Annotated in this window: 26 protein-coding genes and 1 tRNA gene; 19 read left to right on the top strand and 8 right to left on the bottom strand. The window is 63.1% G+C overall.

Going from position 1 to position 21,596, the window contains the following annotated elements; translation table 11 throughout:
* Positions 1 to 8 precede the first annotated feature (8 nt).
* The 3 genes from fabZ to NJ75_RS19290 all read left to right on the top strand — a co-directional run bounded on the left by fabZ (position 9) and on the right by NJ75_RS19290 (position 1,360).
* A complete protein-coding gene (gene fabZ, locus NJ75_RS19280; RefSeq protein WP_039337457.1) occupies positions 9 to 482 on the top strand; it encodes a 3-hydroxyacyl-ACP dehydratase FabZ in 474 nt (157 codons plus the stop codon).
* Positions 483 to 581: 99 nt separating this feature from the next.
* On the top strand, positions 582 to 806 hold the full coding sequence (gene rpmE, locus NJ75_RS19285; RefSeq protein ID WP_039337458.1) for a 50S ribosomal protein L31: 225 nt from the start codon (positions 582 to 584) through the stop codon (positions 804 to 806).
* Between the two features lie 113 nt (positions 807 to 919).
* Complete coding sequence (locus tag NJ75_RS19290; RefSeq protein ID WP_052242656.1) at positions 920 to 1,360, top strand: MarR family winged helix-turn-helix transcriptional regulator; 441 nt, start codon at positions 920 to 922, stop codon at positions 1,358 to 1,360.
* A gap of 3 nt (positions 1,361 to 1,363) precedes the next feature.
* Here NJ75_RS19290 and NJ75_RS19295 read toward each other — a convergent pair whose 3' ends face one another.
* Positions 1,364 to 1,996, bottom strand: coding sequence for a prolyl hydroxylase family protein (locus NJ75_RS19295; protein ID WP_039337460.1), 633 nt, complete (start codon positions 1,994 to 1,996; stop codon positions 1,364 to 1,366).
* 85 nt (positions 1,997 to 2,081) lie between these two features.
* Here NJ75_RS19295 and NJ75_RS23905 point away from each other — a divergent pair, with 85 nt between their 5' ends.
* The 15 genes from NJ75_RS23905 (at position 2,082) to NJ75_RS19365 (ending at position 13,291) form a co-directional block, all read left to right on the top strand.
* On the top strand, positions 2,082 to 2,552 hold the full coding sequence (locus NJ75_RS23905; RefSeq protein ID WP_169745749.1) for a GspH/FimT family pseudopilin: 471 nt from the start codon (positions 2,082 to 2,084) through the stop codon (positions 2,550 to 2,552).
* Entirely contained in the window at positions 2,542 to 2,916 is a 375-nt protein-coding gene (gspI, locus tag NJ75_RS19305; protein ID WP_039337461.1) for a type II secretion system minor pseudopilin GspI, read from the top strand. Before NJ75_RS23905 ends, gspI begins: the two co-directional genes overlap by 11 nt.
* Positions 2,913 to 3,509, top strand: a complete 597-nt coding sequence (gene gspJ, locus NJ75_RS19310; RefSeq protein WP_039337463.1) for a type II secretion system minor pseudopilin GspJ — start codon at positions 2,913 to 2,915, stop codon at positions 3,507 to 3,509. The genes gspI and gspJ overlap by 4 nt, the downstream gene beginning before the upstream one ends.
* Positions 3,506 to 4,489 carry a type II secretion system minor pseudopilin GspK gene (gspK, locus tag NJ75_RS19315; protein WP_039337465.1) on the top strand — a complete coding sequence of 328 codons (984 nt, stop codon included), beginning with the start codon at positions 3,506 to 3,508 and terminating at the stop codon, positions 4,487 to 4,489. Before gspJ ends, gspK begins: the two co-directional genes overlap by 4 nt.
* Positions 4,490 to 4,579: 90 nt before the next feature.
* A tRNA-His gene (locus NJ75_RS19320) sits at positions 4,580 to 4,656 on the top strand.
* Between the two features lie 153 nt (positions 4,657 to 4,809).
* A complete protein-coding gene (ccmC, locus tag NJ75_RS19325) occupies positions 4,810 to 5,538 on the top strand; it encodes a heme ABC transporter permease CcmC (RefSeq protein ID WP_039337467.1) in 729 nt (242 codons plus the stop codon).
* Between the two features lie 7 nt (positions 5,539 to 5,545).
* Positions 5,546 to 5,686 carry a hypothetical protein gene (locus NJ75_RS24810; RefSeq protein ID WP_169745750.1) on the top strand — a complete coding sequence of 47 codons (141 nt, stop codon included), beginning with the start codon at positions 5,546 to 5,548 and terminating at the stop codon, positions 5,684 to 5,686.
* Positions 5,683 to 6,162, top strand: coding sequence for a cytochrome c maturation protein CcmE (ccmE, locus tag NJ75_RS19330; protein ID WP_236727197.1), 480 nt, complete (start codon positions 5,683 to 5,685; stop codon positions 6,160 to 6,162). The genes NJ75_RS24810 and ccmE overlap by 4 nt, the downstream gene beginning before the upstream one ends.
* Positions 6,159 to 8,114 carry a heme lyase CcmF/NrfE family subunit gene (locus NJ75_RS19335; RefSeq protein ID WP_039337468.1) on the top strand — a complete coding sequence of 652 codons (1,956 nt, stop codon included), beginning with the start codon at positions 6,159 to 6,161 and terminating at the stop codon, positions 8,112 to 8,114. The genes ccmE and NJ75_RS19335 overlap by 4 nt, the downstream gene beginning before the upstream one ends.
* The gene (locus tag NJ75_RS19340; RefSeq protein ID WP_039337470.1) at positions 8,111 to 8,659 is read left to right on the top strand and encodes a DsbE family thiol:disulfide interchange protein; all 549 of its coding nucleotides are present in this window, start codon (positions 8,111 to 8,113) and stop codon (positions 8,657 to 8,659) included. Before NJ75_RS19335 ends, NJ75_RS19340 begins: the two co-directional genes overlap by 4 nt.
* Positions 8,660 to 8,673: 14 nt before the next feature.
* Positions 8,674 to 9,081, top strand: a complete 408-nt coding sequence (locus tag NJ75_RS19345) for a cytochrome c-type biogenesis protein (RefSeq protein ID WP_052242663.1) — start codon at positions 8,674 to 8,676, stop codon at positions 9,079 to 9,081.
* Entirely contained in the window at positions 9,078 to 9,776 is a 699-nt protein-coding gene (locus NJ75_RS19350; RefSeq protein ID WP_039337471.1) for a tetratricopeptide repeat protein, read from the top strand. The genes NJ75_RS19345 and NJ75_RS19350 overlap by 4 nt, the downstream gene beginning before the upstream one ends.
* Positions 9,777 to 9,942: 166 nt before the next feature.
* On the top strand, positions 9,943 to 11,877 hold the full coding sequence (locus NJ75_RS19355) for a potassium transporter Kup (protein WP_039337473.1): 1,935 nt from the start codon (positions 9,943 to 9,945) through the stop codon (positions 11,875 to 11,877).
* A 96-nt stretch (positions 11,878 to 11,973) separates the two neighbouring features.
* Positions 11,974 to 12,948 (top strand): sensor histidine kinase, encoded by a 975-nt coding sequence (locus tag NJ75_RS19360; RefSeq protein WP_052242658.1) that lies wholly within the window; start codon positions 11,974 to 11,976, stop codon positions 12,946 to 12,948.
* Positions 12,941 to 13,291, top strand: coding sequence for a response regulator (locus tag NJ75_RS19365; protein ID WP_039337474.1), 351 nt, complete (start codon positions 12,941 to 12,943; stop codon positions 13,289 to 13,291). Before NJ75_RS19360 ends, NJ75_RS19365 begins: the two co-directional genes overlap by 8 nt.
* 51 nt (positions 13,292 to 13,342) lie before the next feature.
* Here the strand turns inward: NJ75_RS19365 and NJ75_RS19370 are convergent, their stop codons facing one another.
* The 7 genes from NJ75_RS19370 to NJ75_RS19400 form a co-directional block, all read right to left on the bottom strand.
* On the bottom strand, positions 13,343 to 13,648 hold the full coding sequence (locus NJ75_RS19370) for a hypothetical protein (protein WP_039337476.1): 306 nt from the start codon (positions 13,646 to 13,648) through the stop codon (positions 13,343 to 13,345).
* A gap of 146 nt (positions 13,649 to 13,794) precedes the next feature.
* Positions 13,795 to 14,367 (bottom strand): urate hydroxylase PuuD, encoded by a 573-nt coding sequence (locus tag NJ75_RS19375; protein ID WP_039337478.1) that lies wholly within the window; start codon positions 14,365 to 14,367, stop codon positions 13,795 to 13,797.
* Between the two features lie 143 nt (positions 14,368 to 14,510).
* Positions 14,511 to 15,170 carry an inner membrane-spanning protein YciB gene (locus NJ75_RS19380; RefSeq protein ID WP_039337479.1) on the bottom strand — a complete coding sequence of 220 codons (660 nt, stop codon included), beginning with the start codon at positions 15,168 to 15,170 and terminating at the stop codon, positions 14,511 to 14,513.
* On the bottom strand, positions 15,167 to 16,105 hold the full coding sequence (gene ftsY / locus NJ75_RS19385; RefSeq protein ID WP_039337482.1) for a signal recognition particle-docking protein FtsY: 939 nt from the start codon (positions 16,103 to 16,105) through the stop codon (positions 15,167 to 15,169). The genes NJ75_RS19380 and ftsY overlap by 4 nt, the downstream gene beginning before the upstream one ends.
* Entirely contained in the window at positions 16,102 to 17,322 is a 1,221-nt protein-coding gene (locus NJ75_RS19390; protein ID WP_039337483.1) for a MiaB/RimO family radical SAM methylthiotransferase, read from the bottom strand. Before NJ75_RS19390 ends, ftsY begins: the two co-directional genes overlap by 4 nt.
* On the bottom strand, positions 17,319 to 18,128 hold the full coding sequence (gene dapF / locus NJ75_RS19395) for a diaminopimelate epimerase (RefSeq protein WP_039337485.1): 810 nt from the start codon (positions 18,126 to 18,128) through the stop codon (positions 17,319 to 17,321). The genes NJ75_RS19390 and dapF overlap by 4 nt, the downstream gene beginning before the upstream one ends.
* Before the next feature lie 51 nt (positions 18,129 to 18,179).
* Positions 18,180 to 19,844, bottom strand: coding sequence for a putative bifunctional diguanylate cyclase/phosphodiesterase (locus tag NJ75_RS19400; RefSeq protein ID WP_052242664.1), 1,665 nt, complete (start codon positions 19,842 to 19,844; stop codon positions 18,180 to 18,182).
* A 334-nt stretch (positions 19,845 to 20,178) separates the two neighbouring features.
* Between NJ75_RS19400 and ffh the strand changes: the two genes are divergently transcribed.
* Positions 20,179 to 21,596 (top strand): signal recognition particle protein (ffh, locus tag NJ75_RS19405; RefSeq protein ID WP_039337487.1); only part of this gene is annotated, 1,418 nt, incomplete at its 3' end.

The raw sequence follows: 21,596 nt of genomic DNA on the forward strand, positions 1-21,596 counted from the left end.
GCCGGGTAATGTCCGAGGAACAGAACGCGCCGCAGGGCGTGATCACCGACTATGACGTGCGCAAGGTTATGGCGGCGCTTCCGCACCGCTATCCGCTCTTGCTGGTCGATCGTGTCGCTTCGCTCACCCTGAACGAGCGTATCCACGCGGTTAAGGCCGTGTCGATGAACGAGCAGTTCTTCCAGGGGCATTTCCCTGGCCGCCCGATCATGCCCGGCGTCCTCCAGATCGAGGCGCTGGCCCAGGCGGCTGGCGTGCTCGCGGTGGAATCGCTTGGCCTCGCAGGTTCCGGCAAGCTGGTCTACTTCATGGCGATCGAGGAGGCCAAGTTCCGCAATCCCGTGGAGCCCGGCGTCCTGCTCGACCTGCATGTCGAGTTCACCCAGAAGCGTTCGCGCGTGTGCAAGTTCGCTGGCAAGGCGATGGTCGGCGACAAGGTGACCTGCGAGGTCGGCTTTACCGCGATGATCGCAGACAGCTGAGGCTGCAGCCGCTGGACAACCTTGCGGCTTTCCGCTAGGCGCGCGCCCTTACAGATTCTAGCGGCCGGTCGGAACCGGCTGCGCACCGGAGCAAGACCCATGAAGACTGGCATTCACCCCGACTACCACATGATCAAGGTGCAGATGACCGACGGCACCGTTTTCGAGACTCGCTCCACCTGGGGCAAGGAAGGCGACACGCTCGCTCTCGAAATCGACCCGACCTCGCACCCGGCATGGACTGGTGGTACGCGCCAGCTGGACCAGGGTGGCCGCGTTGCCCAGTTCAACAAGCGCTTTGGTGGTCTTTCGCTCAAGCGCTGAGCGCTGGCGACAGGACATTGACGGGAAGGGCGGCTTCGGTCGCCCTTTTCTTTTGCGTGAACGGTTTGCCATGGCATATTGCTATCACCGATAGCCGTCCTAAAGATCAGGCCATGACGCTGACCAATTCCCTCGAGAGCCGCCTCGGCTATCAGCTCCGCCGCGCATCCGCCGTGATGATGGCAGACCTGGGGCGCGAGCTTTCCGATCTTGACCTGCGTCCGGCCGAAGTGACGACGCTGTTGGTCATCGCCGAAAATCCCGACTGTTCGCAGACCGAGGTCGGGCAAGTGCTGGCGATCAAGCGGGCCAACATGGTTCCGATCATATCCCGGCTGATGGAACGAGGCCTGGTCGAACGTCGGCGTCTGGATGGGCGCAGTCACGCACTGACGTTGACGGACGCTGGCCGCAGGATGGCAGACGATGCCGTGGCGCGGATCGACAGGCATGAAACCCGATTTACCGCCTTGCTTGGGGATGCGGACACGGGCGTTCTGTTTCGGTGCCTTCCGACCATCCGAAGCGCGCGGAGTGGTGAAGAGGAAAGCTGACCGTCAGACCCAGGGTCTTTCACGATACCATTTGGTTATCACGTACTTGAGGCCCTTGCGCACCTTCATGGCATGGTGAAGCGTGGCCGGGTTCACCGAACCATCGGGACGACGATTGTTCCAGCACACCAGCTTGCCTTTTTCGGGCTGGATGATCTTGTCGATCACCTTGAACCGCGTTGCACCGCCCGCCTCGACATCGTTGAGATAGACCATGAAGGTCCACGTGCGCTGACCTGCTACGTGGCAATATCGCTGGAAGTCTGCGCCATGAGGATCGAAGTAATCCGTGTGCGATTTGAATTCCTGCCCCGGTTCGTACCGCTGACCCTGAATGGGTTCGCCGAACTGTCGATCAATTCCCGAGATTGCCGAGATCTTTTCGTCCAGCGCAACGATCTCCGGCTCCTGCATCGGCAGATCGCAGGTTTCGCTCGTCCGGAAATAGTGGTCACCGTTGGCATCTGCGATTGTGGAAGGCCGGCGGTCACGATCGATCCTAGCGATGAGCGAAGCGCATTCCCGATCGCTCAGAAATCCGCGCAGCATGAACATCTCGAGTCTGGGCGTTGGCACGCGCATCATTCCCGGCAAGGTCAGCAAGCGGTCGGCAGAAGCTTCATTGGCGGGCGTCATCGCCGGTTCTCTACTCCAGCGACATGCCAGACTGCAACTTGAAGCCTCTGGTGTCTTGGTCGTAAAACCGTCACGTTCCTGCCGCATGCGAGCTACCGTGCCCTGTCAGAGTCCATCCTGCGCTGTCCGCAACGGCTTCTCGCTGATCGAGATGATGGTGGTCCTGCTCGTGATGGGGCTGCTGGCGACCGCTGCAGTGCTGACGATCCCCGGCGATGGGCGCAAACTTCGCGACGAGGCCGAGCGCTTTGCAGCGCGAACGCTCGCGGCGCGGGACGAGGCCATTATTGGCGCGCGACCTGTATCGCTGGTAGTGAGCGAGAGGGGATACTACTTCGAAGGGCGCCGCGAAGGTCGTTGGCAGCCCTTGCCGGGCCGGGGCTTTGAACTTACGGGGTGGAATGCCGAGACCATTGTCGACGGCCAGCGGCAACGCATCGTTTTCGATTCGCTGGGGCTTGCCAGCAGCGAAGCCCTTATCCGCTTGCGGCGTGCTGAAGCGGCGCTTTCAATCCACCTGCGCCGCGACGGGAGCGTGATCGTCGATGGCGGCTGAGCGCAATGGCTTCACCTTGCTCGAACTGCTCGTTGCACTTACCGTGTTTGCGATCGCGGCGCTTGCCCTGCTGCAGATGGAAGGCGCGAGTATCTCCCGCACCGCAGATCTGGACCAGCGCCTGCTCCGGGAAATCGTGGCGCAGAACATGGCGGCCGAGATACTGACCGATCCAGCGCCGCCGCCGGTCGGATCGGCTTCGGGCACCATAGAGAATGCGGGACGCCGCTTCCAGTGGACCCGCACCGTCGAGATGCAGCAAGATTACGGCGTGTTGCGCATTGCTCTGTCGGTCCGCGAGACGACTCCGGGCGCGCAGAGCCAGGCTTTCATTCTCGATTTCACCAGGCTGCCGGGAGCATGAGGCAGGAACCCTCGCCCAACGGCTTCACCTTGGTGGAGATGCTGGTGGCGCTTGCCCTGTTCGCGGTAATCGCGGTCGGCGCACTGGGACTGCTGCGGTTCTCGGTGGACGCGGAGCTTGCGAGCCGGGACAAGACGGAAAGCATCGCCAGCCAGCGACGGTTCCTGTCAGTTTGGACAGCGGATCTGGCTCAGGCGGTGCCGCGCCCTTCGCGTGACGCATCCGGCACGAGCCACCCGGCCTTCGAAGCCGATACCGATGGCGTGATGATCCGTTTTACCCGGAGCGGCTGGGACAATGTCGATGGCGCGCCGCGTCCGAGCTTGCAGAAGGTCGAGTACCGAATCGCCGCAGGAGCACTGGTTCGCGCAGGCTATCCCTTTCCCGATGGCTCTGTTGCAGAAGCCGGAGCGGATGTTCTCTCCCTCAGCGCGCCGGCCACGGTGCGTTTCCGGGCGAAAGACGGCAATTGGCGCGATCGCTGGGACCCGCAACTGTCGACTGAACTGCCCGTGGCGATCGAGCTGCTGATCCCGCAAAAGGGCGTGCCGCCGTTGCGGGTGGTCTCCCTTGTCGGGGTGAACTATCAGTGAGGCCGCATGACCCTCGCGAGCGTGGCGCAGCTTTGCTCTCCGTCCTGCTGCTGGTCGCCGTGATGGCAGTCATTGCGGCGTTGATGCTCGACCGTCTCAATCTGGCCACGCGCCTTGCCGCCAATGGCCAGGCCATGACGCAAGCGAGGCTCTATGCGACAAGCGCCGAGACGCTGGCGATGGCGCGGATCAAGGCGCTCGTCGAAACCTCCCAGGAAAGGACGGTAGATCGCAGCGGTCTGCTCGGTCGAGACTTTCCGCTGCCCTTGCCGCGCGGCACCGTGATGGCGCGCGTTGATGATGCGGGGAACTGCTTCAATCTCAATTCGCTCGTCGAAGCCGATGTGCAAGGCGCCTTGCGCCTCAGGCTGGTCGGGCTGGGCCAGATGCGGGCATTGATGAAGGGTCTGGCCATTCCCGAAGCGGAAGCGGCCATCATAAGCGATTCGATTGCCGATTGGATCGACAGTGACAATGCGCCGGCTCCAAATGGTGCCGAGGACGACAGCTATCAGGGCCGTGCCGTCCCCTACCGCACGGCCGGCCGGTTGATCAGCGACGTCAGCGAGATTCGCGCGGTGCGGGGGATGACGCCGCAATTCTATGAGCGTTTGCGCCCATGGCTCTGTGCCTTGCCCGGGGCGGACCTGTCGCCGATCAACGTCAACACGCTGCGCCCGGATCAGGCCCTCCTGCTGACGATGATTGCACCCCAGGCGATTCCCGCGCAGCGCGCCCGCGCCATGTTGGCGGCACGACCTGCTCTTGGCTGGAAAAGTCCCGATGAAGCCTTGCGTGGCGTGGGAGGGGAGGGCGCTGCTGTTCCTCTCAACCAGTTGCAGGTGCGCAGCCGCTGGTTCCTGCTTACGCAGACAGTGACGGTCGACTCGGTCAGCGTGGAGGAGCAGGCATTGATCGATGTCGGCGTGAACCCGCCGCGCGTCGCTTTCCGCAGCTGGGGGGACAGGTTCAACCGCTGAATCGTCGCCACCCGCAAATTTCCGCTTCCATTTGTCCCGCCTTTCTGCAAAGGGGCCACCCCGCGCAGAGCAAACCTGCGCAGCAATGTGGCGACCGTAGCTCAGTTGGTTAGAGCGCCGGTTTGTGGTACCGGAGGTCGTGGGTTCGAACCCCATCGGTCGCCCCATTCTCTCCTGACATCAAAGGCATTTTCGCCATGTCGTATCGCCTTTTGGTACGGCTCGGCGCCATTGCGCTTGCCCCGTGGCGCGGCAAGTGGCAGAGCGATAATGGACCGGCGGCGGGGGTCGCCGGGAGAAGGATCAGATTCCCCGCGCCCATGCACGGATTTGCCAATCCCGCCCGTTTCCTGCGCCTTGCCCGCTGGATGATGCCGTTGCTTCTGGTGTCCGGCCTGCTCCTGTCGATGGGGGCGGTACTCTATGGCGCAATCGTTGTGCCGCCCGATCGGCTCATGGGCGATACGGTCCGCATCCTGTTCATTCATGTTCCGGCAGCCTGGCTCGGCATGGCTGGCTGGTCCACCATTGCCATCGCCAGTCTCGTCGAGCTCGTCTGGCGGCACCCGTTGGCAGCCATTGCAGGGCGGGCGGCCGCGGTTCCCGGCGCGACGTTCACGGCAATCTGCCTCGCCACCGGCTCGATCTGGGCGCGGCCCACTTGGGGCACGTGGTGGGTCTGGGATGGGCGCCTTACCAGTTTCCTCGTCCTGCTGTTCCTTTACTTCGGCTATATCGCACTGTCCGGCGCGGCGCAGCGCGACATGGCAGGCGGAGGTGGCGGCAGTCGCATCACGGCTATCTTCGGGCTGGTCGGTGCTATCAACATCCCGATCATCAATCGTTCAGTGGTGTGGTGGAACAGTCTGCATCAACCTCCATCTATCACGGCCGGCAAGTCTGCAATTGATGGCACCTTTCTGTGGCCCCTGCTGATTGCCGCACTCGGCTTCAGCCTCGTGTTCGGCGGCGTGGTCCTTGCGCGGATGCGCACTCTTCTGGCCGATATCCAGGCCGAGGCGCGGCTGCGCCGGAAAGCGATGGCGTAAACGTACGATGCGCGAAGGTCTTCAGCAGTGGGATTACGTGGCAGCAGCCCTGGCAATCGGCGTGATCGGCACGCTGGTGCTGGTAGGCTGGACGCTGGTGGCGATGATCCGGGCGGAACGCCGTCGTGACAAGGTGAGAGGCAAGTGAGCAGCATTTCCAGCGGCGGGCCAACCGGCGGCATCAAGCCGAAGCATCAGCGGCTCGTCCTGCTGGTCATTGCACTTGCTGCGCTGATCGGGGCAGGGCTGCTTGCGGCCTATGCCTTGTCAAACCAGGCCAGCTACTTCTACGTGCCGAGCGACCTGGTGAGAGACAAGCCGGAGCAGGGCCGCGCCATCCGCCTCGGCGGCATGGTCGAGCAGGGCTCGCTCAAGACGCAGGCCGATGGCGTGACGATCGATTTCATCGTCGGCGACGGCAAGGCCCGCGTGCCGGTCCGCTATACCGGCATTACCCCGGATCTCTTCGTCGAGGGATCGGGCGTCGTCGCCGAGGGCCGGATGGAGGGCGACACTTTCGTCGCCGACAATCTTCTTGCCAAGCATGACGAGAAGTACGTTCCCCGCCAGATGGGCGACATGACCGCCGCACAGGCCAAGCAAGTGGTGGCCGAAACCAAATGATCGCAGAACTCGGTCTTGCCGTATTGTGGATGGCGGCAGCGCTTGCCGTGTTGCAGCTGTTCGCCGGTTTCTCGGCGCTTCGGCCGGGCGGGAAGGTGCTGGCCGGCGTGGTTCGGCCGCTCGCGGTGATGCAGGGGGCACTGGTTGCGGTGTCCTTCCTCTGCCTGATCGACCTTTTTCTCGAGACCGATCTTTCGGTGAAGCTCGTCGCCGAGAATAGCCATTCGATGAAGCCATTCATCTTCAAGCTGGCTGGAACCTGGGGCAACCACGAAGGCTCGATGCTGCTGTGGGTGACGATCATGGCGGTTTCGGGCGGCATCGTTGCCCTGGTCGAGAAGCGCCTGCGCGAGGAAACGCTGCTGGCCACGCTTGCTGGGCAAGCCTTCGTCAGCCTTGGCTTCTATGCCTTCCTGCTCCTGTCGTCGAACCCGTTCGAACGACTGCCGGAACCGGCACCGGAAGGAGCAGGGCTGAACCCGCTTCTCCAGGATATCGGCCTCGCGTTCCACCCGCCGACGCTGTACGTCGGCTATGTCGGTCTTTCGGTCGCCTTCAGCTTCGCCATTGGCGCGCTGATCACGCGCGATGTTGGTCCCGCGTTTGCCCGGGCGATGCGTCCCTGGGTACTTGGTGCATGGATTTTCCTTACCATCGGCATCACTGCCGGTTCCTACTGGGCATACTACACGCTCGGCTGGGGCGGCTGGTGGTTCTGGGACCCGGTCGAGAACGCTTCGCTGATGCCCTGGTTGGCGGCGACGGCGCTGCTGCATTCGGCTTCGGTGCTGGCGAGCCGCAATGCCTTGCGGGCCTGGACCGTGATGCTCGGCGTGATTGCTTTCTCGATGTCGATGGTGGGCACGTTCCTTGTCCGCTCTGGCATTCTGACCTCGGTTCACGCCTTCGCAGTCGATCCTGAGCGCGGCTCGTTCATCCTTGCGCTGCTGGCGATTTACATCGGCGGTGCATTGGCTCTGTTCGGCGTTCGCGCCTCGACCGTCACCGAAGGTGAGCGGTTCAGCGTGTTCAGCCGCGAATCCAGCCTGGTGTTCAACAACGTGATGCTGTGCGGCATTCTCGGCATCGTGCTTCTGGGCACGCTTTACCCCCTGCTGACCGAGGCGTTCGGAGCCAAGGTCTCGGTCGGTCCGCCGTATTTCAATCCGGTCTCGGCCATTTTCGCGATCCCGATGATGATGGTCATGGCGGTCGGACCATTGCTGCGCTGGCGCAAGGACAAGCCGGGGCGGATAACCGCCACCGTCGCGGTGCCCGCATTGCTGGCGGCATTGGTGCTGCTGGCCGTTGCGGTCATGGCGCCGGGCATTCGTGTGCTGCCGATGCTGGGCATCGCCGTGGGCGCAGGGCTCGCAGTGGCGAGCTGGTTCCCGCTGCGTGGCCGCAATCTGCGCCGCACGCCGCTGGCGGTCTATGGCATGGTCTTCGGGCACTTCGGCATTGCCGTGGCGCTGCTTGGCGCGGCGGCAGAAAGTGCATTCTCGACCGAGCGCCTCGCCGCCATGAACGTTGGCGATACGCAGACCGTGGGGCCGATCTCGCTCAAGCTGCAAAGCGTCGAGCCGGTGGCGGGGCCGAACTGGACCGCGCTGGAGGCCACCGTCAGCGCATCGTACAAGGGCGGTACGCCGGTAACGCTTCACCCGCAGGCGCGCACTTTCACCTCGCCGCCGGGCGAGCGCACAGAATCCGCGCTGCACACGCGGTGGAACGGCCAGCTCTACGCAGTCTTGGGCAACGAGGGTGAGGACGGCCGCTGGCAGATGCGCTTCTGGTGGAAGCCCTTCGTGCCACTGCTATGGCTGGGTGGCCTGCTCGTGGCCTTTGGTGGCCTGCTCGCCTTGATTGGTCGCGCGGCGCACGACGTCCGTCGCCTGCGCGCTGAAGGGAAGATTGCCTGGCGCAAGTCGCAGCAGGAGCAGCTCAAGTGACCGAGCCCGCGCCAAAGCGCTCCAGACTCGCCATCTGGCTGCCACTGATCCTGTTCGGCGCGTTCTTCGCCCTCGTGATCTGGGGCCTTGTTCGCCCGGCTGACCGTGAAGTCGCAAGCACCTTCATCGGCAAGCCTCTGCCGAGTTTCGATCTCCCGGCAGCAACCGATGACAGGCCTGGGCTGAACACTGCAGAGATGAAGGGCAAGCCAAGGCTTCTCAACGTCTTTGCGAGCTGGTGCATTCCGTGCGCCGTGGAAGCCCCACAGTTGGAAGCGCTGCGCCAGCAGGGCATCGAAATTGACGGTGTTGCCTTGCGTGATCGCAAGCAGGACCTTGAGGATTTTCTTGCCAGAAACGGCAATCCCTTTGCCCGCATCGGCAAGGACGACCTCTCCGAAGTGCAGCTCGCCATTGGCTCATCCGGCGTGCCGGAGACGTTCGTCATCGATGCCAAAGGGGTGATCCGGTACCAGCACATTGGCGAGATTCGCCCCGAGGATGTGCCGCTGATCCTTGAAAAGCTGAAGGAGGCGCAATCGTGAAGCGCCTGTTCTTCATGATCGTGGCGTTGCTGGCGGCTCAGCCCCTGTTCGCTCAGGATCAGCTGCCACCTGCGCCTTATGCCTACAAGCAGCTTGAAGACCCGACGCTGGAGGCCAAAGCACAACGGCTGATGGAAACGCTGCGCTGCCTCAAGTGCCAGAGCCAGGCCATTTCGGATTCCGATGCGCCGATGGCCGGTGACATGCGGCATCAGGTCCGCACCCGCATCAAGGCGGGCGAGGATCCCGAGGCCATTCGCGCCTGGCTGGTTGAACGCTATGGCGATTACGTCAGCTACGCGCCGCAGAACAAACCGATCATGTGGCCGCTGTTTGCGGCACCGCTCGTCATTCTGCTCCTCGCTGCCGTTCTGCTGCGGGGGCGCTTCCGCAGGAGCATCAAGCCGGAGAACGGCCAATGACCTGGGTCCTGATCCTGCTGATTGCCGCGATCGTCTTCGTGCTGTTGGCTTTCGTGTTGAAGATGCCGCGTGCCGGCTGGGAACTGTCAGGCGCGGCGTTGCTCGTGGGGATCGCAGGCTATGCGCTGCAAGGCCACCCGGGCGCGCCCGGCGCGCCCAAGGCGCCGATCGAGAACAAGCGCGCCGCGGACGAGGCTCTGGTCAAGCAGCGCCAGCAGATGGGTGACCAGTTTGCCCAGGGGCAGAGCTGGATGATCCTGGCAGACGGACTTGCCCGGCAGGGGCAATACGGCGCGGCCGCGGAGGTTTTGCGCAAGGGGACGCAACAGTTCCCCCAGGACGCAGACTTGTGGGTATCGCTCGGCAATGCGCTGGTCGGTCACAGCGATGGCATAATCACTCCCGCAGCGCAGTTCGCGTTCCAGAAGGCCGCGGCGATTGCGCCGGATCATCCCGGCCCACCGTTCTTCATGGGGCTGGCACTTGCCCAGTCCGGTAGGCTTGCCGATGCTCGCGCGATGTGGGCCGAACTGCTCCGGCGTTCTCCTGCAGACGCGCCCTATCGCGCCGATCTCTCGGAGCGAATCCAGCGCATCGACTCGATGCTTGGCGCAACCTCGGGCGCGTCGACTGCCGGAGCGCCGGTTGCGGTGCCCTCGGCAGAGGCTGGCGGATCTGGTCAAGCTGCTGAATAAAAATCAGAATTTTCTGATGAGGAACGGCCCCGTATGCCGTTCGTTAGGCTCCCGCGCGCCCGTGTTCCAGCCCATTGCGGGGGCATTGGGGCAGTGCTAAAGCGCCGCGCCGCGCCGCCCTTTCGGCGGTCGCGATCAAGGCTATGAGGCCGGGGGCACTGTTGCCATGAGTAATGCTGTCAGCAATGCCGAACCAGCCAGTGGAAGCGCACCTGCGCATTCCGCAGGGCACGGTCATCCCGGCCATTCGCACGGCCCCCTGCTCAAACTTGCTGTCGGCGCCATCGGGGTCGTGTTCGGCGATATCGGTACCAGCCCGCTTTACGCGCTGCGCGATACGTTTGCCGGCCATCACAAGCTCCCGCTCGACCTGCTGCACATCTACGGCATCATCAGCCTGATGTTCTGGTCGATGATGATCATCGTGACGTTCAAGTACGTCTCGATCATCATGCGCGCCGACAACAAGGGCGAAGGCGGCAGCCTTGCACTGCTTGCGCTGATCAACCAGCACACGGATGGAAAGCGCTGGGGCAAGGGGATCATCCTTCTGGGGGTGTTCGCCACCGCGCTGTTCTATGGTGACTCCATGATCACCCCGGCGGTTTCGGTAATGGGCGCGATCGAAGGCGTCGCGGTTTACCGACCTGACATGCATCCGCTGATCGTGCCGCTGGTCGTCGGTATCCTGATTGGCCTGTTCTTTATCCAGAGCCGCGGGACCGAGAAGGTTGCCGCGTTCTTCGGGCCGATCATGCTGGTCTATTTCGGCACGATTGCGGTGCTCGGGAGCTTCAGCATCGCTGAATACCCTCAGGTCATCACCGCGCTCAGCCCCCACCACGCGGTCACCATGTTCATCTCCGACCCATGGCGAGGCTTCCTGGCCATGGGCGCCGCCGTGCTTGCAGTGACCGGTGCCGAGGCGCTTTACGCAGACATGGGCCACTTTGGCCGCAGCCCGATCCGGATGTCGTGGCTGGTCTTCGTCCTTCCGGCGCTGGTGCTCAACTATCTCGGCCAGGCATCGCTGCTGATCCGCAATCCCGCGGCGCTCGAAAGCCCGTTCTATTATCTTGCGCCAGAGTGGTTCCAGTGGCCGCTGCTGTTCATTGCCTCCTGCGCTGCCGTGATCGCCTCGCAAGCAGTGATCTCCGGCGCATTTTCGGTGACCCAGCAGGCGATCCAGCTTGGTTTCATCCCGCGCATGACGATCAAGCACACCTCCACTGCGGCCGGCCAGATCTACATCCCCGTGATCAACTGGGCGCTGATGATTGCGGTGATCCTGCTGGTGCTGGTGTTCCAGCGCTCGTCGAACCTCACGGCCGCCTATGGCATCGCGGTCACCGGTGCGATGCTGATCGACAACTTCCTTCTTGCCGTTGTGCTGTTCAAGCTGTGGCATTGGAAGGCTCCTGCGGCCGTCGTCATGCTGGCCTTGTTCTTCGCGATCGACGGGGCATACCTTGGCGCGAACATGACCAAGATCCCCGACGGTGGCTGGGTTCCGCTGGTGATGGGCATTGCCATCTTCACCCTGTTGACGACATGGTCGCGTGGCCGTGCCCTGATGCGGGAGAACATGGCCGAAGGCACGATCCCGCTTGAGGTGTTCACAAAGTCTGCCCATTCGAGCGCGGCGCGCGTGTCCGGCACGGCGATCTTCATGGCGTCGACTGCCGCTGGCGTCCCTTCGGCCCTGCTGCACAACATCAAGCACAACAAGGTCCTGCACGAGCGCGTCGTGATCCTCACGGTCTCGATCGAGGATGTGCCCTACGTTGACGAGGGCGATCGCTATTCGGTCAAGGACTTCGGCAACGGCTTTTACCGGCTGAACCTTCGATTTGGCTTCCTCGAAGAGACGGACGTGCCCGGCGCATTGAAGGGCGTGAGCATGTGTGGCGAGCCGTTCAACATGATGAAGACCAGCTTCTTCCTCTCGCGCCAGACGCTCATCCCCTCGGAAAAGCCCGGCATGGCTTTGTGGCGCGAGAAGTTGTTTGCCTGGATGTTGCGTAATGCGGCAAGCGCCATGGAGTTCTTCCGGCTTCCCACCAACCGCGTTGTCGAACTGGGCAGTCAGTTGAAGATTTGAACGGTCCGCTTCGGTTCGTCCGGTTTTCAGTAGCGGATATTGGAATTCGGGAGAATTCCGTTACTTCTTGCCCAACGTGGCAACAGGGACGCCCACATGGCCGATAGCGCGCTTCTGCGCGAGATTCTCGATGCTCAGCTTGAAACCGTCTGCCGTTTTCGGGCGGACGGCACGATCCTGTTCGTCAATCGCGCCTACGCAGCAACCTTGGGGCGCGAGCCGCACGAACTGACGGGGCGGAACCTGTGGGATTTCGTCACGGGTGAAGATCAGGCGCATGTCCGCGCCATGTTGCTCAACCTGACCCCTGCGCAGCCTGAACTGACCATAGAGAACCGTTTCGAAGCTGCGGGCGGGACCCGGTGGATGCTGTGGCGCAATCACGCCCTCGAATTCGATGATGCGGGCGCATGGTCGGTTGCCCAATCGACCGGCATCGACATTACCGAGCGCAAGCAACTGGAAGAGCAACTCAAGCTGCTCGTCGACGAGCTGAATCATCGCGTGAAGAACACGCTCATGGTGGTTCAGGCGATGGCTCATCAGACGTTTCGTGGCGAAGGCGCAGCCGATGGTCGCATCAGCACATTCAGCGACAGGCTTGCCGCGCTATCCGGAGCCCACGACGCCCTGAGCCGGACAAACTGGGCCGGAGCGCGGCTGGCCGATATCGTGAACCATGGGCTGTTGATCTGCAGAGCCGATGACATGCGGCTCGATGTGTCGGGGCCGGAAGTGATCATGCCTGCCAATGCCACTGTTTCGCTGGTCATGGTCCTGCATGAACTGGCTACCAACGCCATGAAATACGGCGCGCTGTCGGGCCTTACCGGCCGAGTGACGGTGCGTTGGGCGCTCGATGACTCCGAAATGGTTGTAATAGATTGGGTCGAAAGCGGTGGCCCTGAGGTGAATATGCCGGAACGCAAGGGTTTCGGCTCGCGCCTGTTGGCCGAAGCGATACCTCGCCAGCTTGGTGGTCGCGTCGATCTGGACTATGACAGGGCCGGGTTACGATGCCGTATCGCAGTGCCGCATTTCCGGCCATTTCCTGGGACGCAAGATGATTGACGGGAAACGCATACTGGTCGTTGAAGACGAGTTCATTGTCGCGGCAATGCTTTGCGATACCCTGGAGGATCACGGCGCCATGCCTGTGGGTCCGGTCGGCAGGGTGAGCGAGGGGCTGGATGTGATCGCCGCAGGCGGAATAGACGCTGCGGTACTTGATTGGAACCTTGCCGGGGAATCCGGTTCGTCACTGGCAGAAGCGCTTGCCGCGCGAGACGTTCCGTTCATCATCGCCACGGGTTATGGTTCGGTCGATGCGCCGTTCAACGATCGGCCAATTCTGAGCAAGCCGTACGTGTCGGCCCATCTCATTGAAAAGCTTTCCGGTCTTTTCACCGGCTGACTTGCAATACCGTTGAACCCCGGAGCGGCATTGCCGCCCCGGGAATTCAGATCAGTCCTTCTTGGCTTCCGCCACGGATTCGTTGTGAAGGCTGGCTTCGGCTTCGGCGGCTTCCTGCTTGGTAGCTGCAGCTGCCTTGTCGGCCATTTCGTCGGTCTTTGCGGCCGCGTTGTCGACGGCAGCAGCGGCCTTGTCACCCAGCTCGTCAGTAGCGGCCGCTGCGTTGTCGGCAGCGTTGGCAACGTCATTACCGGCCGATTCCGCCGTCGTCTCGGCAGCTTCCTGCGTCTTTTCCGAGCAAGCGGAAAGCGTCAGGGCGGTCGCCGCGGCGACAGCGAGGATCGTGAACTTGCGCATGTGGTGAATTACTCCCCTTGGTGTCGTACCCGCAGTGCGGGTTGAGGGGGCAACGCATGAACACGCATTAGTATCCCGTCGCAGAAAAAGAGCGCGGCATCCGAGAATGCCGCGCCCCAGTTCCAGCGCATCAAAGGCTAGAGCCATCAGCCAAGGTTTGCGCTCACCATGCAGTACAGCATCGGCAGCGACAGCAGCAGATTGGTGCGGCTTGCGGCCAGCGCGCGCGGTGCGGCGGCAGCCTTTTCCTCAGCCGATGCCTCGACGATGCCGAGAATCTTCTTCTGGGCGGGCCAGATGATGAACCATACGTTGAACGCCATGATCAGCGCCAGCCACATGCCAAGGCCGATCATGTTGACGTTGCCTTCGCCCGAGAAGGTCATCGCCTGGTGGCCGTATCCGTTCACGAACGCGATGACGAGGCCGGTGATGACCGTAAGCAGCGCGGCATAGCGGAAGAAGAAGAACACCTTGGGTGCGATGTGACCCGTGATCGCGCCCTTCTGTTCGGCCGGGATCTTCGGCATGGTCGGCACCTGCACGAAGTTCAGGTAGTAGAGTAAGCCGATCCACAGGATGCCGAAGAAGGCGTGGAGCCAGCGGAACACCGAGTTGGCGTCGACCGGAGCGGATGCGCCGTAGCCCACCATCACCGCAATGGCAGCGACGAGACCGACTACGAGTACGAGATGAAGATTGCCAAAGAATTTGGCCATGTGATTTCCCCCTATGTGCAACCGTCATATGGCAGGAGCACGACCATGCCCCCACGGTTGCCGCGCATATTAGGCAGCGTGCCGCAAATGTCACACAAAATTAGGGTTGGGCTGCCAGCCTCTTCGGGAAGGACAGGCGCGCCTCAGTCGTGCGGAGGGTTCTGTTCTACCTCGGTCTGTTCGTCCATTGCCAACCCGTGCTTCATCAGCATGGGTATCTGGGCGAACGTGAACAGGAACGACAGTGAGGTCACACCCCAGAGCTTTGCCTGCAGCCAGATTTCGAAGTTGCCGTTGGCCGTATTGAAGAAGTACCGCAGGACTTCATTCAGCCCGGCCAGGAACAGGAAAAAGAACGCCCAGTTCCGCGACAGCTTCAGCCAGCCTTCCTCGTTCAGACCATCGAATGCGGCTTCGAGCAGGTAGCGCAGCATGGCCTTGCCCTTGGCAAGGCCAGCGAACAGCACGCCAGCAAAGAGCAGATATATCGCCGTTGGCTTGACCTGGATCCAGAAGGGATCGCCCAGCAGGACAGTCAGCGTCCCGAACCCGAGGATCAGCACGGTCGACAGCCACAGCATCGGCGAAATCTTGCCGAGCCGCAGCTTCGAGACGATCAAAGCCACGACGGTTGCGACCATGAAGGCTGCAGTGCCTTTGGTAACGGCCACCACCTCGGCCAGCCCGGCATCACCACTGTCGCGCTTGAAGTAGCGATAGGCGAGGAAGAACACGAGCAGCGGACCGTAATCGACCAGCAGGTTCAGCCAGGACGATTTGGGCTTCTTTCGGGCCTCGCTCACCGGAACACTCCTGCGATGACCTTGGCGACAAGGTCGGGATCGAACGGGCGCAGATCGTCGATCTTTTCGCCCACGCCGATCGCGTGGATCGGCAAGCCGTACTGCTCCGCCGCCGCCACCAGCACGCCGCCACGCGCGGTGCCGTCAAGCTTGGTCATGATCAGGCCGGTCACCCCTGCCACTTCCTTGAAGATCTCGATCTGCTGCAGCGCATTCTGTCCGTTGGTGGCATCCAGCACCAGCACCACGTCATGCGGGGCTTCCGGATTGAGGCGGCCGAGCACGCGGCGCACCTTTGCCAGTTCGTCCATCAGCTCGCGCTTGTTCTGGAGGCGGCCGGCGGTATCGACGATCAGGGTGTCGATGCCGGTGTCGGTGGCGGTCTTTACCGCATCGAACACGATGGCAGCCGGGTCGCCGCCCTCGGGGCCGGTGACGATGGGCACGCCGAGGCGATCGGCCCATACCTTGAGCTGGCCGATCGCCGCCGCACGGAAGGTGTCGCCCGCTGCCAGCATCACGCCGTAGTCCTGCTCCTGGAACAGGTGGGCAAGCTTGGCGATGGTGGTTGTCTTGCCCGATCCGTTGACGCCGATCACCAGGATCACCTGCGGACGAGGAAATGCCACGATTTCCAGCGGCTTGGCAACCGGGCGGAGGATCGCGGCGATCTCTTCGGCCACTGCTTCCTTCAGTCCCCGTTCGTCCACGCCGTTCTCGAACCGGGCGCTTTTCAGGCGTTCGCGGATGCGGGCGGCGGCACGGGGGCCGAGGTCGGACAGGATCAGCGCGTCCTCGATATCATCGAGTTGCTCGTCGCTCAGGCGGCTGCTGCCGACGATCCCGCCGAGATTTTCGGCAAGCCGCTCGGACGTCTTGCGGAATCCGCCGAGGATGCGGTCGGACCAGCTGGGGCTGGCGGTTTCGGCACTCATTCGAGTATTCCTTCAAAAATCCTGGTCGGCGTTACCGTGACGAGGCTCCCGACGGGAGTGCCTTCCGGAACGCGGTAGGTCGCAAAGTGTCCCGCATGGCCGGTTCCGTCGCGCTCGGCAAGGACTTGCGCAGGCGTGCCGAGGAGCGACTGCAGCCAATCCCGGCGTTGCCTGGCCACTTCGGCCCGGACTTCGGCCGCGCGTTCCCTGACGAGCACGGGATCGACTTGCGGCATGCGCGCTGCCGGCGTGCCGGGACGAGGGGAGTAGGGGAAGACGTGGCCGTGGACGACCGAGCAGTCGCGCACGATCGAGACATTGTCGGCGTGCATTTCGGGCGTCTCGGTCGGAAAACCTGCGATCAGGTCGGCGCCGATTGCTATGCCTGGGCGTCGCGCCTTCAAGCGCTGCACCAGATCGATCGCGTCATGGCGCGAGTGCCGCCGTTTCATCCGCTTGAGCACCATGTCGTTGCCGGACTGCAAGGACAGGTGGACGTGCGGCATCACGCGCGCCTCCTGCGTGATCAGTTCGAACAATAGCGGATCGATCTCCACGCCGTCGAGAGAGGACAGCCGCAAACGGGGCAGGGCGGGAAAAGCGTGCAGGATCGCCGCGACAAGATCACCAAGCCGCGGGCTACCGGGCAGGTCCGCGCCCCATGAAGTGACATCGACACCCGTCAGAACCACCTCGTTGACGCCCTCAAGCCGCGCGATCGCTTCGATGACTGCTGCTGTCACGAGCGAAACGCTGGTCCCCCGGCCTTGCGGGATGATGCAGAAGGTGCAGGCGTGATCGCATCCGTTCTGCACCGGCACAAAGGCGCGTGTGTGAGAAGTGCCGCTTCCCCGCGAAGGCAGGGGCCGCAGCCGGTTTACGGAAGGTTCCGTCGCAACACCGAGGTCCCCGCCTTCGTGGGGACGCCATGTGGCGGGCTTCAGCTTGTCGGCATTTGGCACCACCGCATCGACCTCGGCCATTCCGGCGAAGGCGTCCTGCTCGATCGTGGCGGCGCAGCCGGTCACCACGAGCCGGGCATCGGGATTTTCTCGCCGCAGCCTGCGCACTGCGCGGCGTGACTGGCGCACGGCTTCGGCAGTCACGGCGCAGGAGTTGACGACCACGGTCGGCGGTCCATCAGCGAGAAACCCGCTGATCGCCTCGCTTTCGGCAATGTTGAGGCGGCAGCCGAGAGAGACGACCTGTCCGCTCATGCGGGGAAATCAGCGTCCTCGAAGGAGCCTTCGAAGCTCAGCGCGGCAGGACCGGTCATTTCGATCGAGCCGCCTTCCGGCCAGGCGATGGTGAGGGGGCCGCCGGGCAGGTCGACGCGGACCTTGCGGCCGGTCAGCTTGCGACGCATGGCTGCCACGGCGGTCGCGCAGGCGCCGGTGCCGCAGGCGCGGGTCAGGCCTGCACCGCGCTCCCACACGCGCAGCCTGAGGTGATCGGGGCCGACCACGCTGGCAACATTGACGTTCACGCGCTCGGGAAAAACCGCATCGTTTTCAATGATGGGGCCCAGTCTTTCGAGCTCTACCGCATCGGCATCAGGCACGAAGAATACCGCATGGGGGTTGCCGACATTGACGCCGACGGGATTTTCCAACTCTTCCCAGCCAAGCGGCAACTCCAGGGTATCCATGGCATAACTCAGGGGTATCTCCTGCCAGCCAAAGCGGGGCAGGCCCATGTCCACGGTCACGCCATCCTCGCCCGCCTCGGAGCGGATCAGGCCACCCAGGGTCTCGATCGAGTTCGTGCCCCCGAGCAGAAGTCCAACAGCCCGGCTGGCATTGCCGCAAGCCTCGACCTCGCCGCCGTCGTTGTTGAAGATGCGCATGCGCACGTCGGCGGCCTGCGACGGCTCGAGCACGATGAGCTGGTCGCAGCCAACGCCGGTGCGGCGGTCGGCCAGCGCGGCGGCGCGGCGGGTGGTCATTGCCACCGGCGTCTCGCGTGCGTCGATCACCACGAAATCGTTGCCGAGGCCATGCATCTTGCGGAAGGGAATGCGCATGGCGCGCGACTTAGGGATTACCGCGCCTCGTGGCAATCATTTCGCCGAAAATCAGGCCGTGGCCGCTCGCGGCATTTCGGGCAGTTCGTTGACCGAGATCGCGGGGGCGCTGGGCAACAGGTTGTGGCTGGCCAGCAGGGCCCGTACGGCGTCTGCGTCTTCAGGCTGACCGTAGAGATAGCCCTGGCCCTTGAAGGAGCCGTATTTGCGCAGTTCGTCGAGCACTTCCGGGCTTTCGATGCCTTCGGCAGTGATCGGCAGGTCCATGCCCTTCCCAAGCGACGAGATCGCTTCGATGATGGTACCGCTGTCCTTGCTCTTGCCGAGCGTCGAGACGAAGAAGCGGTCGATCTTGATCCGGTCGAAGGGCAGGGTGCGCAGCTGCGCCAATGACGAATAACCGGTGCCGAAATCGTCGAGGCTGATGCGGATGCCTTGATTCTTCAGGCTGGTGATCAGGGTGCGCACGACGCCGACGTTTTCATGCAGGCATGTCTCGGTAATCTCGATGTCGAGCCGGTGCGGCGGGAAGTTGGCTTCGACCAGCAGCTTGAGCAGCTTCTGGGCAAACCACGGATCGCGCAGCTGCAGCGGCGAGATGTTGACCGAGAGAGTGAGGCGAGGATCCCATTCGCGCGCATCGCGCAGCGCCTGACGGATCAGGCTTTCCGACAGCTCCGAGATCAGGCCGATTTCTTCTGCGATCGGAATGAAAAGTTCGGGCGAGAGCAGGCCATGCCTGGGGCTCTTCCAGCGGGCAAGCATTTCGAAGCCGGTCAGCTCGCCGGTGTCGAGATCGACTTGCTTTTCGTAATAGGGCACGAATTCGCCGCGAGGAATACCTTCGCGGATGCCGCGTTCGAGTTCGCTGCGGAAGCGCAGTTCGCTCTCCATGTTCTGTTCGAACCAGTAGTAGCGGTTCCGTCCGCCCTTCTTTGCCTGGTACATGGCCAGGTCGGCGCGGTGGATCAGCAGTTCCGCCAGGGTGCCGGCGTCGTTCGGGTCGGCCGGTCCCGTGTTGGCAAGGCCAATGGAGGCTGTCACTTCAAGTGCGAGTCCGTCGATTTCCACCGGGCGCGCGATCGAAGCGTTCAGGCGGATCATCAGGCGGTCGATGGCTTCGACATGATCCGGATCGTAAATGGTGGCAAAGGCGAATTCGTCGCCGCCAAGGCGCGCCATGATCGATTTCTCGGGCAACAGCGCGCGAATCCGTTCGGCGGTCTGCAGCAGCACGGCATCGCCAGCCTGGTGGCCGTGCGCATCGTTCGACTTCTTGAAGTTGTCGAGATCCATCATCATCGCCACCACCTCATGACCGGTGGCCCGGGCGGTGTGGATCATGTCCTGCAGGGCAGGGCCGATACTCCGGCGGTTGAGGCAGCCGGTGAGGGGGTCGGTATGGGCCAGTCTGTGGGCCACTTCCTCGGCAACTCGGCGCTGGCCGACTTCGCGGGTGAGATCGACATAGCGCCGCCAACCGAACAGGAGGAGGGCGATATTGAGCACAAGCGCGGTGCCGAGCATCGGTTCTTGCGGCCTTGCGCCCGTCGCGAGTGAATGCAGGAAATCGCGCAGCACGGATGAGCCGTTCGCCACGAAGAGCAGCACGGCTGCAATGATGACGCCGAGACCCACGATGTCGTGATCTCGCCGGTCCTTGAGCGCGATGCTTGTGGCATCCGGCTCGTTGAACTTGATAGGCGCTGTCGCCATGCCCCCGCTTTCATCTCTGCCGCATGTCCTGCGGCCCGATTCCGTCAGGGCCATGGCTAAGGGAACGTCCTGAAATTTTGGTTAAGGACTGTTTCTTACGCAGGGCAGGCGTTGCGGGCGGACAGCAGGCCGGGTGGCCAATCGGCCCAAGCTGCTTGCCTTGCGGGCAAAGCGAGGCTAAGGGGCAGGCCTGCGAGCGCCATTGCGTCTTGCGGATTCGACAACGGCCCCTGTTCAGGATGCCACACGCTGGTCGGCGAGGTTTCGCCCACCGGCGTTTTTCGCGTTACGCGAAAGTGGTTCCCGATCAAGGGCATGATGATGGGAATTGCGCGTGTTCGACAGTCTTTCAGACCGGCTTGGAGGCGTATTCGATCGCCTGCGTGGCCGCGGCGCGCTGCGTGAGGAAGATGTCCTTGCGGCGATGCGCGAAGTGCGGATCGCGTTGCTTGAGGCCGACGTTGCCCTTCCCGTCGTTCGCCGATTTATTGACTCCGTTTCGGAGCAAGCCGTTGGCCAGTCGGTCCTGAAGTCGGTCACGCCCGGCCAGCAGGTCGTCAAGATCGTCAACGATGCGCTGGTCGAGATGCTTGGTGGCGGCACGGCCGAGCTTGACCTGAACGCCGCGCCGCCCGTTGTGATCATGATGGTCGGCCTGCAGGGGTCGGGCAAGACCACCAGCACGGCCAAGATCGGCAAGTTGCTGAAGGAAAAGCAGGGCAAGAAGGTCCTGATGGCCTCGCTGGACGTCAATCGTCCGGCGGCGCAGGAACAGCTTCGCGTTCTGGGCGAACAGGCGGGCGTTGCCACGCTGCCGATCATCACCGGGCAGCAGCCGGTCGACATCGCCACCCGCGCCGTGAACGCGGCCAAGCTGCAGGCGGTCGACGTCCTTCTGCTCGACACCGCAGGCCGACTCCACGTCGATCAGGCGCTGATGGACGAGATGAAGGCGGTTGCCGCTGTCTCGGCCCCGAAGGAAACGCTGCTCGTCGTCGACTCGCTGACGGGCCAGGATGCGGTCAACGTTGCACAGTCGTTCTCGGGCGAAGTCGATCTTACCGGCGTGATCCTCACCCGCATGGACGGTGATGCGCGTGGCGGTGCGGCGCTGTCGATGCGGGCCGTTACCGGCAAGCCGATCAAGTTTGCCGCAACCGGCGAAAAGCTGGACGCGATCGAGCCGTTCCATCCGGAGCGCGTCGCTGGCCGTATCCTCGGCATGGGCGACATCGTGTCCATCGTCGAGAAGGCGGCGGCGACGATACAGGCGGAAGACGCCGAGAAGCTCGCCCAGCGCATGGCCAAGGGTCAGTTCGACATGAACGACCTGCGCACCCAGTTGCGCCAGATGCAGAACATGGGCGGTCTTGGTGTGCTGGCGGGCATGATGCCGGGCATGAAGAAGGCCAAGGCGGCGATGGCGCAGTCCGGCATGGACGACAAGGTGCTGCTGCGCATGGACGCGATCATCGGTTCGATGACGCCCAAGGAACGCGAGAAGCCCGAACTGCTCAACGCCAAGCGCAAGATCCGCGTCGCCAAGGGTTCCGGCACGCAGGTGCAGGACGTCAACAAGCTTCTGAAGATGCACCAGGAAATGGCCAAGGCCATGAAGCAGATCAAGAAGATGGGCGGCCTCAAGGGGCTGGGCGCGCTTTTCGGCAAGGGTGGCCTTGGCGCCGCGATGCCGGGGCTGGACCAGCAGATGGGGCCCGGGGGCTTGGGCGGCGGTCTCGGCGGTCTGGGTGG

The sequence above is a fragment of the Novosphingobium subterraneum genome (assembly GCF_000807925.1).
Classification (GTDB): domain Bacteria; phylum Pseudomonadota; class Alphaproteobacteria; order Sphingomonadales; family Sphingomonadaceae; genus Novosphingobium; species Novosphingobium subterraneum.